The organism is Leisingera sp. ANG-S5 (assembly GCF_000813925.1).
Lineage (GTDB): Bacteria > Pseudomonadota > Alphaproteobacteria > Rhodobacterales > Rhodobacteraceae > Leisingera.
This window is the reverse complement of the sequence record NZ_JWLH01000001.1, coordinates 336297-351375: the sequence shown is the minus strand read 5'-3', so window position 1 is coordinate 351375 and position 15079 is coordinate 336297. Positions and strand designations below refer to the sequence as shown.

Here is a 15079-nt window from a genome sequence, read left to right as displayed (position 1 = left end):
CAGATATCACATCTTCAGGCGATTGTCCTTTCAGAAAGGGTGTACTCTTAACAAAAGCCCTGCACACCTTTTGTGGAGTTCCCTTCATGACCGCTCAAACCAAGCTGCGCTACCGGATCGACGCCGGCACCTATGCCGATCAAACCGCAATGCGCGACCAGCTGGTGGCCCAGGCCGCCCTCACCGACGCAGACCGCGAAAAAATCTGTGCCAACGCCGCTGCGCTGGTGCGTGATATCCGCGGCCATTCGGCACCGGGGCTGATGGAAGTGTTCCTGGCCGAATACGGGTTGTCGACCGATGAGGGCGTGGCGCTGATGTGCCTGGCAGAAGCCCTGCTGCGGGTACCGGATGCCGACACCATTGACGCGCTGATCGAAGACAAGATCGCACCGTCTGACTGGGGCAAGCACCTGGGCAAATCGACCTCCTCGCTGGTCAACGCCTCTACCTGGGCGCTGATGCTGACAGGCAAGGTGCTGGACGAGGAACGCAGCCCGATCGGCGCCCTGCGCGGTGCCATCAAACGCCTGGGCGAGCCGGTGATCCGCACTGCCGTCAGCCGCGCGATGAAGGAAATGGGCCGCCAGTTTGTGCTGGGCGAAACCATCGAGAGTGCGATGAACCGCGCCGCGGGGATGGAGGCCAAGGGCTACACCTACTCCTACGACATGCTGGGCGAGGCCGCTCGCACCGAGGCCGACGCGTCGCGCTATCACCTGGCCTATTCCAAGGCGATTTCCGCCATTGCGGCTGCCTGCAACAGCGACGACATCCGCAAGAACCCCGGCATCTCGGTGAAGCTGTCGGCGCTGCACCCGCGCTATGAGCTGGCGCATGAGCACAGCGTGATGGAAGCGCTGGTGCCGCGCCTGAAGGCGCTGGCGCTGCTGGCGAAGGCGGCCAAGATGGGCCTGAATGTCGATGCCGAAGAAGCAGACCGCCTGTCGCTGTCGCTGGAAGTGATCGAGGCCGTGGTCTCTGACCCGACGCTGGCCGGCTGGGACGGCTTTGGCGTGGTGGTGCAGGCCTATGGCCCGCGCACCGGGCTGGCGATTGATGCGCTGCATGAAATGGCCGAGAAATACGACCGCCGCTTCATGGTGCGGCTGGTCAAGGGCGCCTATTGGGACACCGAGATCAAGCGTGCCCAGGTCGAGGGTGTGGATGGCTTCCCGGTCTTCACCTCCAAGCCGCTGACCGATGTGTCCTACATCTCCAACGCCCGCAAGCTCTTGGGCATGACGGACCGGATCTATCCGCAGTTCGCCACCCACAACGCCCATACAGTCGCCGCCATCCTGCATATGGCCGAAGGGGTCGGCAATGAGCGGTATGAGTTCCAGCGCCTGCATGGCATGGGTGAGACCCTGCACCAGATGGTGCTGGAGCAGAACAAGACCAACTGCCGGATCTACGCCCCCGTCGGCGCCCACCGCGACCTCTTGGCCTATCTGGTGCGCCGCCTGCTGGAAAACGGTGCCAACTCCTCCTTTGTGAACCAGATTGTCGACGACAACGTGCCGCCGGAGGTGGTGGCCGCGGACCCGTTTGAGGCCATCGCAGATGTGACCCGCAAGATCCCGACCGGACCGGAGCTGTACGCGCCGGAACGCCCGAACTCCAAAGGGTTCGATCTGGGCCACGCCCCGACGCTGGTAAAGATCGAAGAGGCCCGCGCGCCCTGGCGCAGCCACCAGTGGGAAGCCGCGCCGCTGCTGGCAGGCGATGCCCAGCCGGAGGCCGCCAAGGATGTGACCAGCCCAACCGACCACAGCGTGGTTGGCACCGTCAGCCAGTGCAGCCAGGACGATATCGAACTGGCGCTGGCGCTGGCCGATCCCTGGGACGCCCCAGCTGCGGAGCGTGCCGCGATCCTGAACAAGGCCGCCGACCTCTATGAAGAGAACTTTGGCGAGCTGTTTGCCATCCTCGCCCGCGAGGCCGGCAAGACCATCCCGGATGCGGTTGCCGAACTGCGCGAGGCGGTGGATTTCCTGCGATACTATGCGGCGCGCAATTCCGATGCGCCGCCTGCCGGCATCTTCTCCTGCATCTCGCCGTGGAACTTCCCGCTGGCGATCTTCACCGGCCAGGTCTCGGCCGCGCTGTCCGCTGGCAACGCCGTGCTGGCCAAACCCGCCGACCAGACGCCGCTGATTGCCCACCGCGCCGTGCAGCTGATGCATGAGGCCGGCGTGCCGCGCAGCGCCCTGCAGCTGGTGCCGGGCCGCGGCAGCGTGGTCGGCGCTGCCATCACCTCTGATGCGCGCGTCAATGGCGTTGCCTTCACCGGCTCCACCGCCACCGCCCTGCGCATCCGCAAGGCGATGGCTGACAACCTGCAGCCGGGCGCACCGCTGATTGCGGAAACCGGCGGCCTGAACGCGATGATCGTCGACTCCACCGCACTGCCGGAACAGGCGGTACAGGCGGTGATCGAAAGCGCTTTCCAGTCGGCCGGCCAGCGCTGTTCGGCGCTGCGCTGCCTGTATCTGCAGGACGACATTGCCGACAACGTGTTGAAAATGCTGAAGGGCGCGATGGACTGCCTGCAGCTGGATGATCCCTGGAACCTGTCCACCGACAGCGGCCCGGTGATCGACGAGGGCGCCCGCGCAGGCATCCTGGCGCATGTCGGCAAAGCCCGCGCCGAGGGCCGCGTGCTGAAGGAAATGCGCGCGCCGCAGGCCGGCACCTTTGTTGCGCCGACCATGATCGAGGTTTCCGGCATCAGTGATCTGAAGGAAGAGATCTTTGGCCCGGTCCTGCATGTGGCGCGGTTCAAATCGCAGCAGCTGGACCAGGTGATTTCCGACATCAACGCCACCGGCTATGGCCTCACCTTCGGGCTCCACACCCGGATCGACGACCGGGTGCAGCATGTCTGCGACCGGGTGCATGCCGGCAACATCTATGTGAACCGCAACCAGATCGGCGCCATCGTCGGCAGCCAGCCGTTCGGCGGCGAGGGGTTGTCAGGCACCGGTCCCAAGGCTGGCGGCCCGCTTTACCTCAGCCGGTTCTGCGCGCCGGACCGCCAGTCCAGCGCAAACAGCTGGGACAGCAACATCACCGATCTGAAGGCGCCAAGCGGCGTGCCCTCGCAGCCGGTCACAACCTCCCTGCCCGGCCCGACCGGTGAATCGAACCGCCTGACAGTCTCTGCCCGCCCGCCGCTCTTGTGCATGGGTCCGGGGGCGGAGGCCGCGGCGGCCCAGGCCAAAGAAGTGATCAGCCTCGGCGGCACCGCGATTGAGGCGCACGGGCTGCTGGATATGCGCCAGCTGGAAAGCATCGAGGGCATCGCCGGGGTGCTGTGGTGGGGCGACGAAGCTACAGGCCGCGAAATCGAACAGAGCCTGGCCAAGCGAGAAGGCGCAATTGTGCCGCTGATCCCGGGCAAGCCAGACCGCGCCCGGGTGCTGGCCGAGCGCCACGTCTGCGTCGACACCACCGCCTCCGGCGGCAACGCGCAGCTCTTGGGCGGCATGGCCTGAGCTTTCCGCGCTAAGCACTTGACGCTGGGCCGTTTCCGGCCCAGCGTTCCCCCATGTTTCCGATCCGCGACCACAACCCGTCCGGCCGCAGGCCCTATGTCGTCTACGCGCTGATTGCCGCAAATATCCTGGCCTATTTCTACTACACCGCCAGCTACGCCTCGCCCCGGGCGCTTGCCTATTTCTATGACGCCTATGCCGTTGTCCCGGCCGAGATCAGCCACGGCTACGGGTACGGGACTCTGTTCACCTCCCTGTTCATCCACGGCGGGCTGATGCATCTGGGCGGCAACATGCTGTTCCTGTGGATCTTCGGCGACAATCTGGAGGAGGAGATGGGTCACCTGCCCTTCCTCGCCTTCTATCTCGCCAGCGGTATTGGTGCCGGGCTGATCCATGTGCTGTCGGCGCCGGGGTCCATGGTGCCCACGGTCGGCGCCTCCGGTGCCATCGCAGGCGTCATGGGCGGCTATCTTCTGATGTTCCCAAAGGCCCGCGTCGATATCCTCTTGGTGCTGATCATCTATTTCCGCATCTTCACAATCCCCGCTTTTGTGATGCTGGGCCTGTGGCTGGCAATGCAGTTTTTCGGAGGCCTCGGCTCCGATCCTAATCAGGGCGGCGTCGCCTACTGGGCCCATGCCGGCGGTTTTGCAGTGGGGCTGGTCCTCTGCCTGCCCCTGTGGCTGCGCCGCGGCGGCCGGGCGTTCTGGGACCGGACACATGGGACACCGCCGCATCCGGAGAATGAGTACGAATACTCCGCCAGCCGCATCCCCAAGCTGCCGCGCAAAAAGCGCAATCCGGGGCCTTGGGGGAAGTAAGCAGCGGCCGTATGAACCTCTAAGATTTTAGATTATTTCATTTATAGAAGGATTGGCGCAATGAGCGGTGAAGAGATTTTGGCACTCAAGGAGACTATCGAAACTCTGAAAGAAGAAGTTGAAACTATTAGAGTGATGGCACTCACCGATCGTCTTGTCTTGCATGCGCTGAGAAACCAGCTTGAACGGCAAAGAGTGATAAGCTGGAAAGATTTTGACCAGCTATTGTTGGGAATGACCAACCAGCTTTCAAGTGACTGGCCCGAAGGCCGCGTGCATGCTGTGCAAGAAAGTCTAAGACGTAGTTTGCACGGCCCGTTACCTAATGCAGAGGTTGTTTCACTTAAAGACCCAAACTCCTAAAGCAACGAGCAATCTAAGTAAGAATCTGCCGATGCCCTACCTGAAAGCCACCTGCCACTGCGGCGCCGTTGAGATCGAGGCGGAGTTTCCCGAAGGCCTCGCCTCTGCCGCGCGCTGCGACTGTTCCTTTTGCCTGCGGCGCGGAGCGGCTGCCGTCACCGCACTGACCGCCAGCCTCAAGGTGCTGAAAGGGGCTGAAAACCTCAGCCTCTACACCTGGGGCACCCATACGGCGAAGCACTATTTCTGCAAGACCTGCGGCATCTATACCCACCACCAGCGCCGCTCAGATTCCAAGGAATGCGGTGTCAACCTGGGCTGTATCGAGGGTGCCAATCCGCGGTCTCATCCGGAGACCTATGGCGAGATCCCCTGGAACGACGGGGTGAACCATCCGTCGGATCAGCAATAACCTTCTGCCCGGCTGAAAGCCGGGCTGCGCCCGAGCCCGGGAGGGCGCAGCCCTCATCCCATCACACGAAACAAAAAAACGCGGCTCAATGGCCGCGTTTCATATTCTCAGTCTTACCGCCGGTTCAGCCTCGGATCACCTTAGCGAAGTTCTCGAAGATCGGCTCGTTCGAGCAAACCACCGACCCGCTGTCGATGATGCCCGCTTCCGGGTCGATTGCCTCAGCCAACCCGCCAGCCTCTTTCACGATGATGATGCCCGCGGCCAGATCCCAGGGGTTCAGGCGGCGCTCCCAGAAGCCCTCGTAGCGGCCTGCGGCCACATAGGCCATGTCCAGCGCGGCAGAGCCCCAGCGGCGCACGCCGGCGCAGGCGGGCATCAGGCGGGCCAGGTCCTGCAGCGTCAGCGGCAGGTCGGCGCGGCCGCCGAACGGCACGCCGGTGGCAAAAATGGACTCGATCATCCGGTGACGGCCCGACACGCGGATGCGGGTGTCGTTCATCCAGGCGCCTGCGCCCTTCTCGGCAAAGAACATCTCGTCCTTGGCAGCGTCATAGACCACGCCGGCGACGATCTTGCCCTTGTGCTCCAGCGCGATGGAAATCGCCCAGTGCGGCAGCCCGTGCAGGAAGTTGGTGGTGCCGTCCAGCGGATCGACAATCCAACGGCGGGTGGGGTCTTCACCCTCGATCTCGCCGCCCTCTTCAGCAATCCAGCCATAGGTCGGGCGGGCGTTGCGCAGCTCTTCCTTGATGATCTTCTCGGCGGCGATATCGGCTTTGGAGACGAAGTCGCCCGCGCCTTTCATCGACACCTGCAGGTTTTCCACCTCGCGGAAGTCCTTTACCAGGGAGCGGCCAGCCTTGCGGGCGGCCTTGATCATCACATTGAGGTTTGCGCTGCCAATCATGTCTGCAGAATCCTGTCACGTCGGGGAGATGCCGGGTCAATGCGTGCCTATACGCGCCCTGCCCCCGAATGCCAAGGGGTTATGCCGCAAACTGCACATCCCGCCTGACGCCGCGGCGCCGCGCGCGCCAGCGGTTGAAATCCGCCGCTGGCGCGCCCAGAGTTTGGGGCAAACAGAACAAGGAGTGCCCCCATGCCCGACCAGATGCAGCGTATCGTGCTGGCCAGCCGCCCCGATGGCCAGGCCAGCGAGGAAAACTTCCGCCTCGAGACTGCGGACCTGCCCCAGCCCGGAGATGGTGAAGTGGTTGTTAAGGTTCACTATATGTCGCTGGACCCCTACATGCGCGGGCGCATGAATGCCGGCAAATCCTATGCCCCGCCAGTGGAGATCGGGGAGACTATGACCGCAGGCGGCGTCGGGAAAGTGATTGCCTCGGGGCACCCTGATTTCCAGCCCGGCGACTTTGCCTTGGGCATGTTCGGCTGGGCCAGCCACGCCTGCGCCAAGGCCTCCGAATTGCGCAAGCTTGACCCGGATATGGCACCGCTCACCACTGCGCTTGGCGTTCTGGGCATGCCGGGGTTTACCGCATGGCATGGCTTGGACGCCTATGGCCGCCCGCAGGCCGGCGAGACCCTGGTGGTTGCCGCGGCCACCGGCCCGGTCGGGTCCATGGTGGGGCAGCTGGCCAAGCAGAAGGGCCTGCGCGTCGTCGGCATCGCGGGCGGCGCGGACAAATGCAAGCTGGCGGTGGAGACCTTCGGCTTTGACGCCTGCCTCGACCACCGCGCCTATGACAGTGGCGAAGCGCTGAGTGAGGCGCTGGCCGCGGAATGTCCGAAAGGCATCGACATCTACTACGAAAACGTCGGCGGCAAGGTGCTGGAGGCGGTGCTGCCCCTGATGAACAATTTCGGCCGCATCCCTGTCTGCGGCATGATTGCCTGGTACAGCAGCGCCGAAACAGATCTGACGGCCCCGGCCATCTGGCGCGCGGTGCTGACAAAGTTCCTGTCGGTCAACGGCTTCATCATCTTCAACCACTACGACCGCTATAGCGACTTCCTGCAGGAGGTCGCACCCAAGATCGCCAGCGGGGACATGAACTTCCTGGAAGACATCGCCGAGGGGCTTGAAAACGCCCCCAAGACCTTCCTGGCGATGATGCACGGCGGCAATACCGGCAAGCAGATCGTCAAACTGGTCTGAACCAGGCGCCGGCCTATGCCGGTGCACGCAACCCCGCGGAGCGGGAACCGGCCCCGGAACGGCGCAGGCCGCTCCGCACCTCTCCCGGAGCAGGATTTATTGATGCTGCAGCTTGCGCGCCTCGACCTTGGCCAGGCGGATCAATTCCTGCATGAAAGGTTTCTCGCGGTCCTCCGTGCGGATTGCCGCATAGAGGCTGCGGGTGATGCCGGATTTGGTCAGCGGCCGGGTCACATAGTCTGAGGAATATTTTACCTCCCGCACCACCCAGTCCGGCAGTACCGAGACCCCGCGGTTAGAGGCAACCAGAAGAAGGATCACCGCCGTCAGTTCCACCTGCCGGATCGAGGCAGGTTCCACCCCGGCAGGAATCAGCAGCTGGCTGAACACATCCAGCCGGACCTTGTCCACCGGGTAGGTGATCAGGTTCTGGCCGATGAAATCCTCTGCTTCCACATAGGGTTTTTCTGCCAGGGGATGCTGTGCCGAAGCAACGAAGACGGCGTTGTAGTCAAACAGCTCGATGAAATCGACGCCGTTGATGTCTTCCGGATCAGAGGAGACCACCAGATCCACCTCTTCTTTCAGCAACGCGGGCAGAGCGTCAAAGGCGAGGCCCGGACGGATGTCCACGTCCACATCACCCCAGTTTTTGCGGAATCCTTCCAACACAGGGAACAGCCACTCAAAGCAGGCATGGCATTCGATGGCGATATGCATGCGCCCCGTATTACCGTCCCGCAGTGACGAAAATTCTGCTTGTGCCGCCTCGACTTGCGGCAAGACCTGCTCTGCCAGCCGCAAGAGCCGCAAGCCGGCGGGCGACAGCTTCATCGGCTTGGAGCGGCGGATAAACAGCTCAACACCTGCTTGGTCCTCCAGCCCCTTCACCTGATGGCTCAGTGCGCTTTGGGTGATGTTCAGCTGCTCTGCAGCGCGGGCCAGACCGCCGGCCTCATGGATAGCCTTGATGGTGCGGAGGTGGCGGAATTCGATATGCATCCTATCAGATCGCTCATGTTAATCTTGAGTATTATGAAATTGTCTCACATTGCTGCGCATGCAACAAGAGCTGACATCAACCTAGCGAGAGACCCCGAGCATGACGACGCCCAAGATTTCCTTTGAATTCTTCCCGCCGCAAAACCTCGAAGCCTCCTTCCGGCTTTGGGACACCGTGCAGGTCCTCGCTCCGATGGATCCGCGCTTTGTATCGGTGACCTATGGTGCCGGTGGCACCACCCGCACCCTGACCCGCGACGCGGTGTCGACGCTGCACAAGTCCTCCGGCCTGAACGTGGCCGCGCATTTGACCTGCGTGAACGCCTCCAAAGCAGAAACGCTGGAGATCGCCGACCAGTTTGCCGCAGCAGGAGTGACCGAGATCGTGGCCCTGCGCGGCGACCCGCCGAAGGGCGAAGGCAAGTTCATCCCGCACCCGGACGGGTTTGCGAATTCGGTTGAGCTGATCAAGGGCCTGAAGGCACGCGGCAATTTCAACATCAAGGTCGGCGCTTACCCGGACCGCCACCCGGACGCCGCCGATCAAGCAGCGGATGTGGAATGGCTGAAGCGCAAGCTGGATGCCGGTGCGGATGAGGCGCTGACCCAATTCTTCTTCGAGGCCGAGACCTTCTTCCGCTTCCGCGACGCCTGCGAAAAGGCCGGGATCGATGGCAGCAAACTGACGCCGGGCATCCTGCCGATCGAGAATTGGAAGGGCGCGCGCAACTTTGCCAAGCGCTGCGGCACCATCATCCCTGATTGGGTCGAAAATGCCTTTGAAAAAGCCCTGCGCGACGACCGCGAGGAACTGCTGGCCACCGCGCTGTGCACCGAGCTGTGCTCTGACCTGCTGGAGGGCGGCGTCAACAAGCTGCACTTCTACACGCTGAACCGGCCAGAGCTGACCCGCGACGTTTGCTTCGCCTTGGGTGTCACCCCCAAAGTGTCACTGCAGAACGTCGCGTAAGCGTTGCACAAGACGGCGCGCGGTTTCTAATGGCCGGGACTTCCCGCCAAGGATCCGCGCGCCATGTTTTATGCCAAACAGCCCTCCGACCTGCTGACGATTGACCAAATCAGCCGGATATCCGGTCTCGACTTCATGCAGAGTATCCTGGACGGCCGCCTGCCCGGCCCGCCGATCGCCGAAACGCTGGGCTATCATCTGCACAGTGTCGAGGACGGCCAGGTGGTGTTCCGCGGCACGCCGGAATTTCACGTCTGCAATCCGATGGGAACCGTGCATGGCGGCTGGTACGGTACGCTTCTGGACAGCGCCATGGCCTGCGCGGTGATGACCAAGGTGCCGCTTGGCGCCGTTTACACAACGCTGGAATACAAGATCAACATCCTGCGGCCGATCCCGTTGGGCACCACCATCGACTGCACCGGCAGCATCGACCATGTGGGCCGCTCGACCGGTGTGGCCCATGGCGAGATCCGCGGGCTGGCGGACGGCAAGCTCTACGCCACCGGCTCCACCACCTGCATTGTGATGCAAATCGCGCCGCAGTAACCAATGCGGTGCAGCCTGCAGCCTTGCCTGCTGCGGATTCCCACCTAAGTATCTGCAAGCAGATTAGAAACCGCAGAAAGGCTGGCCATGCCGCCAAACAGCCTCGCCCGTGCCGCGACCGCCCGCATTCAGGTTCTGGCACCCGCCAAGGAGCTTGATTTCCTCGACACGCAATCGCTGGTTTTGCCGGTTCAAGTCACCCCGCTGGAGGCCTGGAACATCATGCAGGAGCGGCCCCTGCCCGGCATGAAGCTGGCCTTCTGGCTGCGCGACACGATATCCGCATGCTTTGGCGTCAGACGGACCGGCGGCTTTTCGGGAAGACGGCACACCAATACGGCGGTCGGGGACAAGCTGGACTTTTTTCTGGTCGAAGCGGTGTCAGACCGCATTCTGACCCTCACCGTGCGGGACCGGCATCTGGACGTCATGACCTGCGTTTCCAGCAATAGCGGCGTGCTGAGCATCACCTCATCTGTGAAGACACACAACCTGTTCGGCCGCATTTATATGCTGCCGGTCGGGCCGGCTCACAAGCTAATCGTGAAATCGTCCCTGAAACGCCTGCAAAAAGAGCTGGAGCAGCGCAGGACTGGCGGCAGGTAGCCTGCCGGCTTCAGCGCCGCGGCGCCCGAATTCAGGCATGGCCGGCTGGCCCCCGCGGCTCACGCCTCGGGAATGCCTTTGCGCCGTTTCAGCTTTATGTCTTGGAAAACATCGCCATCCAGCCGCCGGCAGCGGCGTCCTGCCTGCCCGCGTCCACGCTGCTGTGCAATCGTTCGCTGGCATCCAGCCCGACCCGGCGGCGGCTGCGCAAGAGGAAGATCTTGGCCCAGCCCTGCCAGGTGCCAACCGAAGGCGCCTTGGGATCAACCGGAAAGCGCATGCGCCAGTCGCTCGGCAGCGGCAGGCCGCGTTCCTCAGCCTTCTCCAGCATCCAGATCAAGGAAACATTGGCCAGCGGCCGCGCGTCCTCGAACCCGCCAAGCTGGCCGCCCACGTCGCCATGCGCGCCGCGGAACCAGACCTGTTCGACATGCCCGCTCCAGCCCTTGGGGCAGTCCCACAGCACGGGTTTGAAGACATCGCGTGTCTCGTCCAGCGCCAGCGCGTGATAGCCAGTTTTGATATGCGGACCCAGGGTGTGATTGTGGAAGTTATGCTGCCGTTCCGCCCAGCGCCACAGCAGCGGCAGGCGCAGGCCCAGCGCCTTGACGGTATCCCAGACGCCGACCATCTCAATCTCGACCTCATCGTGGCAATGGGCGGCGGTGAAGGCAGCGCCGGTCTTGGAGCGACCGTTCAGCCGGTAGTGCCGGTACGCGGTGCGGATATGGCGGACGGTGGCATGTTCGGGCTTCAGCAGTCCGATCCGGTCAATCACGCCCGCCAGCGAACGCACCGCATAGGCACCGCGGGAGTAGCCGAACAAGTAGATCTTGTCGCCAGGACGGTAGCGGGAGGCGAGGTAGCCGTAGGCGCGGCGGATCTGCCGGTTGATGCCGCGCCCCATCATCACGTCCGGAGCGCTGCCCCAGCCTTTCCACTGCACACCGGATTCGTAAAAGACCGACACCTGGCCGCCCATTTCCCGGCACAGGCGGTAAAGCTGGCCTGGATGGGTTTCATGGCCCCGTTCCAGCGTCGACATGGTGCCGTCGAGAATAATCACATGGGCCTGGGGGCCGCGCAGCTTGGTTTCGCCGGAATGCTCCGAGCGCAGCGGCCGTCCAAGCCACCCTAAAACCCTTCTACTCAGCTGCCTCAGAAACATCTCTAAGCACTTCCCAAATCCTCAGCGGGGTGAACGGCATGTCCACTTGCCGCACGCCGCGGTCCCAGACCGCGTCCTGCACCGCGTTTGCAACCGCTGCCAGCGCACCGACGGTGCCCGCCTCGCCGCAGCCCTTCATCCCCATCGGGTTCTGTGTCGAAGGCACCGGCTCGGAGGTGAATCCAATCATGGGGACGCCGCTGGCCCGCGGCAAGGCATAGTCCATGAACGAAGCCGTGAGCAGCTGCCCGTCCTCATCGTAGACAACCCGCTCCAGCATGGCCTGTCCCAGCCCCTGCGCCACCCCGCCATGCACTTGGCCTTCGGCCAGCATCGGGTTGATCAGATTACCGAAATCGTCAACTACAGTGTAGCGCTCCACGTCGGCTTGCCCAGTCTCCGGATCGATAACAATTTCGGCAATATGTGCGCCGTTCGGAAACGAGCGTCCCGGCAGCCGGGCCCGCGCCGCGTGACGCTGCAGATCGGTGCGGCCTTGCGCGCGGGCCATCTCTGCCGCTTCCAGCATGGTGGGGGTCAAATTGGAGCCGGGCGCCCGGAAGGTATCGCCATCGAACTCCACCACTTCCGCTTCCACGCCCATTTCTTCTGCTAGGAAGGAGATAAAGGCGGCAATCATCGTCTCCACGGCTGCCAGTGTCGCGTTGGCCTGGGTGGTGACGGAACGCGACCCGCCGGTGCCGCCGCCCTGGGCGATGCGGTCACTGTCGCCTTGGATCACCTGGATCATTTCCGCCGGAATTCCGCTCTGGTCGGCAAGGAACTGGGCATAGACGGTCTCATGCCCCTGGCCGTTGCTTTGCGTGCCGACATAGATGTTCACCCGGCCATCCTCCAGAAACTCCACTTCTGCGCCTTCTGAAGGGTCGCCCAAAATGCTTTCGATATAGTAACAGACCCCAACGCCCCGGTACTTGCCGCGTTTACCATTTTCCGCGCGGCGGGCCGCGAATCCCTTCAGATCCGCCTCTTCGGCGGCGCGGTTCAGAATCTTATCGAAGTCGCCCACGTCATATGTTTCCCCGGTCACGGTGCCATAGGGAAAGGCCGGAGGCTTGATGAAGTTCCGCCGCCTCAGCTCCAGCGGATCAACCCCCAGCTCGCGCGCGGCGCGGTCCATCACCCGTTCCAGCACATAGATCGCCTCAGGCCGCCCGGCGCCGCGGTAGGCGTCCACCTGGGTGGTGTTCGTATAGATCCCCTCTACCTGCAGCCAGGCGGTCTGGATGTCATAGACGCCGGCCAGCACCCGGCTGAACAGCTGCGTTTGGATCGGCTGCCCGAAATGGGCGTTGTAAGCGCCAAGATTGCAGCGGGTCGACACCCTGTAGGCGGTGATCTTCAGGTTCTCGTCAAAAGCCAGTTCAGCCAGCGACGTCAGATCCCGTCCGCCATTGTCGCTCAGCATCGCCTCGGACCGGTCTGACATCCAGAACACCGGACGGCTCAGGACCGTGGCGGCATGGGCAACGGCAAAATACTCAGGGTAGGCAAAGGCCTTCATGCCGAAGCCGCCGCCGACATCCGGTGTGGTGACCTTGATGTCGTCTTCATTGAGTCCCAGCTTGGAAGCCAGCTGGGACTTCATGCCCCAAACCCCCTGACCGCCAAAGGTGAAATGCAGCCGCCCCTGCTGCCATTCGGCAAAACAGCCGCGCGGCTCCATGGTGCTGACCATGATCCGGTTGTCCTCAACCTGCAGAGCGACGGTATGGGCGGCAGTGCGGAAGGCCTCTGCCGTTGCCGCCTCATCCCCCATGCCCCAGTCGAAGGCCTTGTTATCGGGTACGCTGCCATGCAGGGCCTCGCCGCCTGGGTGAAGGTCCAGCTTGACCGGCAGGTCGTCGATCTCCAGTTCGATCAGTTCACCCGCATCACGGGCCTGGTCCAGCGTTTCAGCCACGACAACGGCCACCGGCTCCCCGACATAGCGGACCTTGTTGCGGGCCAGCATCGGGCGTTCCGGCGAGGCGCCGTCCGTGCCATCCCGGTTTTTCACCGTGGTGCCATCCATTGAGACGTTGATGCCAGCAGCCTCAAGGTCCGCCAGGGTGATCACCGCATGGACGCCTTCGGCCTCCAGCGCATCTTCCGTGTGCAGCGCCGTGATCACCCCATGCGCCACCGGGCTGCGCAGCACCCAGGCGCGCAAGGCATCTGCCGGGGCGGCATCTTCGACGTAGTTGCCCTGCCCGGTCAGGAACCTTACATCCTCGACCCGTTTTACCGGCTGGCTTTTCCCGAATTTGTCCATGCTCGCCCCCTGTCCGCGCTGACTGGCTGTCCGGGGGCGAGAGTACCCTTAGCTGGCCGGTTGTCCAGCCAGCTCAATCACCGTCGCCACGTCACTGAGGCCATAGCCGTTGAACTGCGTGCTCATGGCAGAGGAATAGGCGCCTAGCCCCGGAAACAGGACATAGTCGCCGGTGGCGGCATCACAGGGCAGCGGCAGCCCGTCCGGCAGCCTGTCCAGACTATCGCAGGTGGGGCCGAACACCACCCGCGGCTTGCGCTCGCCCCCGCGATGCTTACCGTCAATACCGACGACCTCTACCCGGCCCGGCAGACCCATGTCGCGGATATCAACCAGCCCGCCGTAGATGCCATCGTTGAGAAAGACCACCTCGCCTGCCTTGCGCATCCCCTTGATCCGCGCCGCCAGGGTAAAGCTTTCCGAGACCATCGCCCGGCCCGGTTCGCAAATCAGCTTGGGCTTGTCTGCGCCAAAGGCTGCATCCGCAGCCTCTCCGATCGCGGCAAAGACCTTCTCCAGATCCGGTGCCACGCCATCGCGGTTGGCGGCAAAGCCGCCGCCAACGTTCAGGCGGGTGATGTGCACGCCTGCTTCGTCAATGATCCGCTTGGCGGCATGGACATATTCGACCCAGGCGCTTTCATCCTCGCATTGGGTGCCGGGGTGGAAACACAGCGCAGGAGTCCAGCCGCGGGCGGCCACCTGCTTCAGCAGTTCGACGGCCTCTTCGGGGGCAGCACCGAACTTGCTGCCGAAATCATAAGCCGCGCCTGCAACCGGCAGCGCGAAACGCACAGCGATTTCGCAGGAGCGCGGCACCGCGTCCAGCTTCTCAAGCTCGCTCAGCTCATCCACCGACCAGCTCGCGACGCCGTGCTCGATGCCTGCTGCAACCTCCGCCTCAGAACGCATCGGGTTGTTGTAATGCATGACTGCGTCGGGGCTGGCGGCGCGCACCGCCTCCATTTCCGCGGGCGAGGCCACGTCAAACGCCGTGATCCCAGCAGCCACCAGATTGGACAGAACCGCCGGGTGCGGGTTTGCCTTGACCGCATAAGTCACCAGGCCCGGAAACCCCTCCCGGAACCGCCGCGCCACCTCATGCAGGACCCGCGGCGAGAAATACAGGATCGGGTGATCCGGCGTGCTGCGGGCCAGGTGGGACTCAGGCGAAAGCCATAGCGGGGGAATCTGCTGCATCGGGTAATCCTCATTCGTTTTGCATATTTTGCGTGAATTGATCGTCGATTCCGGTTGGCACTTTGCCTATAGTGACGAAAACATCCGT

General features: G+C 63.2%; 13 protein-coding genes. 8 read left to right on the top strand and 5 right to left on the bottom strand.

All coding sequences use genetic code 11. From position 1 onward, the window contains the following. Positions 1 to 86 precede the first annotated feature (86 nt). The 4 genes from putA to RA25_RS01750 are packed head-to-tail and all read left to right on the top strand — an operon-like array spanning position 87 to position 5099. A complete protein-coding gene (putA, locus tag RA25_RS01760; RefSeq protein WP_039169669.1) occupies positions 87 to 3500 on the top strand; it encodes a bifunctional proline dehydrogenase/L-glutamate gamma-semialdehyde dehydrogenase PutA in 3414 nt (1137 codons plus the stop codon). 53 nt (positions 3501 to 3553) lie between these two features. Then, positions 3554 to 4324 (top strand): rhomboid family intramembrane serine protease, encoded by a 771-nt coding sequence (locus tag RA25_RS01755; RefSeq protein WP_039169667.1) that lies wholly within the window; start codon positions 3554 to 3556, stop codon positions 4322 to 4324. Positions 4325 to 4384: 60 nt separating this feature from the next. Continuing rightward, positions 4385 to 4687 (top strand): hypothetical protein, encoded by a 303-nt coding sequence (locus RA25_RS22575; protein WP_152612144.1) that lies wholly within the window; start codon positions 4385 to 4387, stop codon positions 4685 to 4687. A 31-nt stretch (positions 4688 to 4718) separates the two neighbouring features. Next, the gene (locus tag RA25_RS01750; protein WP_039169665.1) at positions 4719 to 5099 is read left to right on the top strand and encodes a GFA family protein; all 381 of its coding nucleotides are present in this window, start codon (positions 4719 to 4721) and stop codon (positions 5097 to 5099) included. Between the two features lie 124 nt (positions 5100 to 5223). Here the strand turns inward: RA25_RS01750 and RA25_RS01745 are convergent, their stop codons facing one another. Beyond that, a complete protein-coding gene (locus tag RA25_RS01745) occupies positions 5224 to 6009 on the bottom strand; it encodes an inositol monophosphatase family protein (protein ID WP_019295568.1) in 786 nt (261 codons plus the stop codon). Between the two features lie 192 nt (positions 6010 to 6201). Between RA25_RS01745 and RA25_RS01740 the strand changes: the two genes are divergently transcribed. Further along, positions 6202 to 7221 carry an NADP-dependent oxidoreductase gene (locus RA25_RS01740; protein ID WP_039169663.1) on the top strand — a complete coding sequence of 340 codons (1020 nt, stop codon included), beginning with the start codon at positions 6202 to 6204 and terminating at the stop codon, positions 7219 to 7221. A 96-nt stretch (positions 7222 to 7317) separates the two neighbouring features. Here RA25_RS01740 and RA25_RS01735 read toward each other — a convergent pair whose 3' ends face one another. Continuing rightward, on the bottom strand, positions 7318 to 8223 hold the full coding sequence (locus RA25_RS01735; protein ID WP_019295570.1) for a LysR family transcriptional regulator: 906 nt from the start codon (positions 8221 to 8223) through the stop codon (positions 7318 to 7320). A gap of 100 nt (positions 8224 to 8323) precedes the next feature. On the opposite strand from RA25_RS01735, the gene metF reads away from it, so the two are divergent. The 3 genes from metF (at position 8324) to RA25_RS01720 (ending at position 10348) form a co-directional block, all read left to right on the top strand. After that, on the top strand, positions 8324 to 9193 hold the full coding sequence (gene metF, locus RA25_RS01730; protein WP_039169661.1) for a methylenetetrahydrofolate reductase [NAD(P)H]: 870 nt from the start codon (positions 8324 to 8326) through the stop codon (positions 9191 to 9193). Between the two features lie 63 nt (positions 9194 to 9256). Continuing rightward, a complete protein-coding gene (locus tag RA25_RS01725) occupies positions 9257 to 9742 on the top strand; it encodes a PaaI family thioesterase (protein ID WP_039169659.1) in 486 nt (161 codons plus the stop codon). 87 nt (positions 9743 to 9829) lie between these two features. Continuing rightward, the gene (locus RA25_RS01720) at positions 9830 to 10348 is read left to right on the top strand and encodes a DUF2867 domain-containing protein (protein WP_052254137.1); all 519 of its coding nucleotides are present in this window, start codon (positions 9830 to 9832) and stop codon (positions 10346 to 10348) included. A gap of 94 nt (positions 10349 to 10442) precedes the next feature. Here the strand turns inward: RA25_RS01720 and RA25_RS01715 are convergent, their stop codons facing one another. From RA25_RS01715 to RA25_RS01705, 3 genes are read right to left on the bottom strand one after another with little or no spacing between them, the layout of a single operon-like run. Continuing rightward, positions 10443 to 11516: a DUF2235 domain-containing protein gene (locus tag RA25_RS01715; protein WP_019295574.1), complete on the bottom strand. Its 1074-nt coding sequence runs from the start codon at positions 11514 to 11516 to the stop codon at positions 10443 to 10445. After that, the gene (locus RA25_RS01710) at positions 11494 to 13791 is read right to left on the bottom strand and encodes a xanthine dehydrogenase family protein molybdopterin-binding subunit (RefSeq protein WP_039169657.1); all 2298 of its coding nucleotides are present in this window, start codon (positions 13789 to 13791) and stop codon (positions 11494 to 11496) included. The genes RA25_RS01715 and RA25_RS01710 overlap by 23 nt, the downstream gene beginning before the upstream one ends. A gap of 48 nt (positions 13792 to 13839) precedes the next feature. Next, positions 13840 to 14991 (bottom strand): type III PLP-dependent enzyme, encoded by a 1152-nt coding sequence (locus RA25_RS01705; protein ID WP_039169655.1) that lies wholly within the window; start codon positions 14989 to 14991, stop codon positions 13840 to 13842. Between the last annotated feature and the right edge of the window lie 88 nt (positions 14992 to 15079).

Coding starts and splice junctions, on each gene's coding strand:
- RA25_RS01755 (WP_039169667.1), top strand. CDS start 3,554: ATGTTTCCGATCCGCGACCACAACCCGTCCGGCCGCAGGCCCTATGTC.
- RA25_RS01735 (WP_019295570.1), bottom strand. CDS start 8,223: ATGCATATCGAATTCCGCCACCTCCGCACCATCAAGGCTATCCATGAG.
- RA25_RS01715 (WP_019295574.1), bottom strand. CDS start 11,516: ATGTTTCTGAGGCAGCTGAGTAGAAGGGTTTTAGGGTGGCTTGGACGG.
- RA25_RS01710 (WP_039169657.1), bottom strand. CDS start 13,791: ATGGACAAATTCGGGAAAAGCCAGCCGGTAAAACGGGTCGAGGATGTA.
- RA25_RS01720 (WP_052254137.1), top strand. CDS start 9,830: ATGCCGCCAAACAGCCTCGCCCGTGCCGCGACCGCCCGCATTCAGGTT.
- RA25_RS01740 (WP_039169663.1), top strand. CDS start 6,202: ATGCCCGACCAGATGCAGCGTATCGTGCTGGCCAGCCGCCCCGATGGC.
- RA25_RS01725 (WP_039169659.1), top strand. CDS start 9,257: ATGTTTTATGCCAAACAGCCCTCCGACCTGCTGACGATTGACCAAATC.
- putA (WP_039169669.1), top strand. CDS start 87: ATGACCGCTCAAACCAAGCTGCGCTACCGGATCGACGCCGGCACCTAT.
- RA25_RS01750 (WP_039169665.1), top strand. CDS start 4,719: ATGCCCTACCTGAAAGCCACCTGCCACTGCGGCGCCGTTGAGATCGAG.
- RA25_RS01705 (WP_039169655.1), bottom strand. CDS start 14,991: ATGCAGCAGATTCCCCCGCTATGGCTTTCGCCTGAGTCCCACCTGGCC.
- RA25_RS01745 (WP_019295568.1), bottom strand. CDS start 6,009: ATGATTGGCAGCGCAAACCTCAATGTGATGATCAAGGCCGCCCGCAAG.
- RA25_RS22575 (WP_152612144.1), top strand. CDS start 4,385: ATGAGCGGTGAAGAGATTTTGGCACTCAAGGAGACTATCGAAACTCTG.
- metF (WP_039169661.1), top strand. CDS start 8,324: ATGACGACGCCCAAGATTTCCTTTGAATTCTTCCCGCCGCAAAACCTC.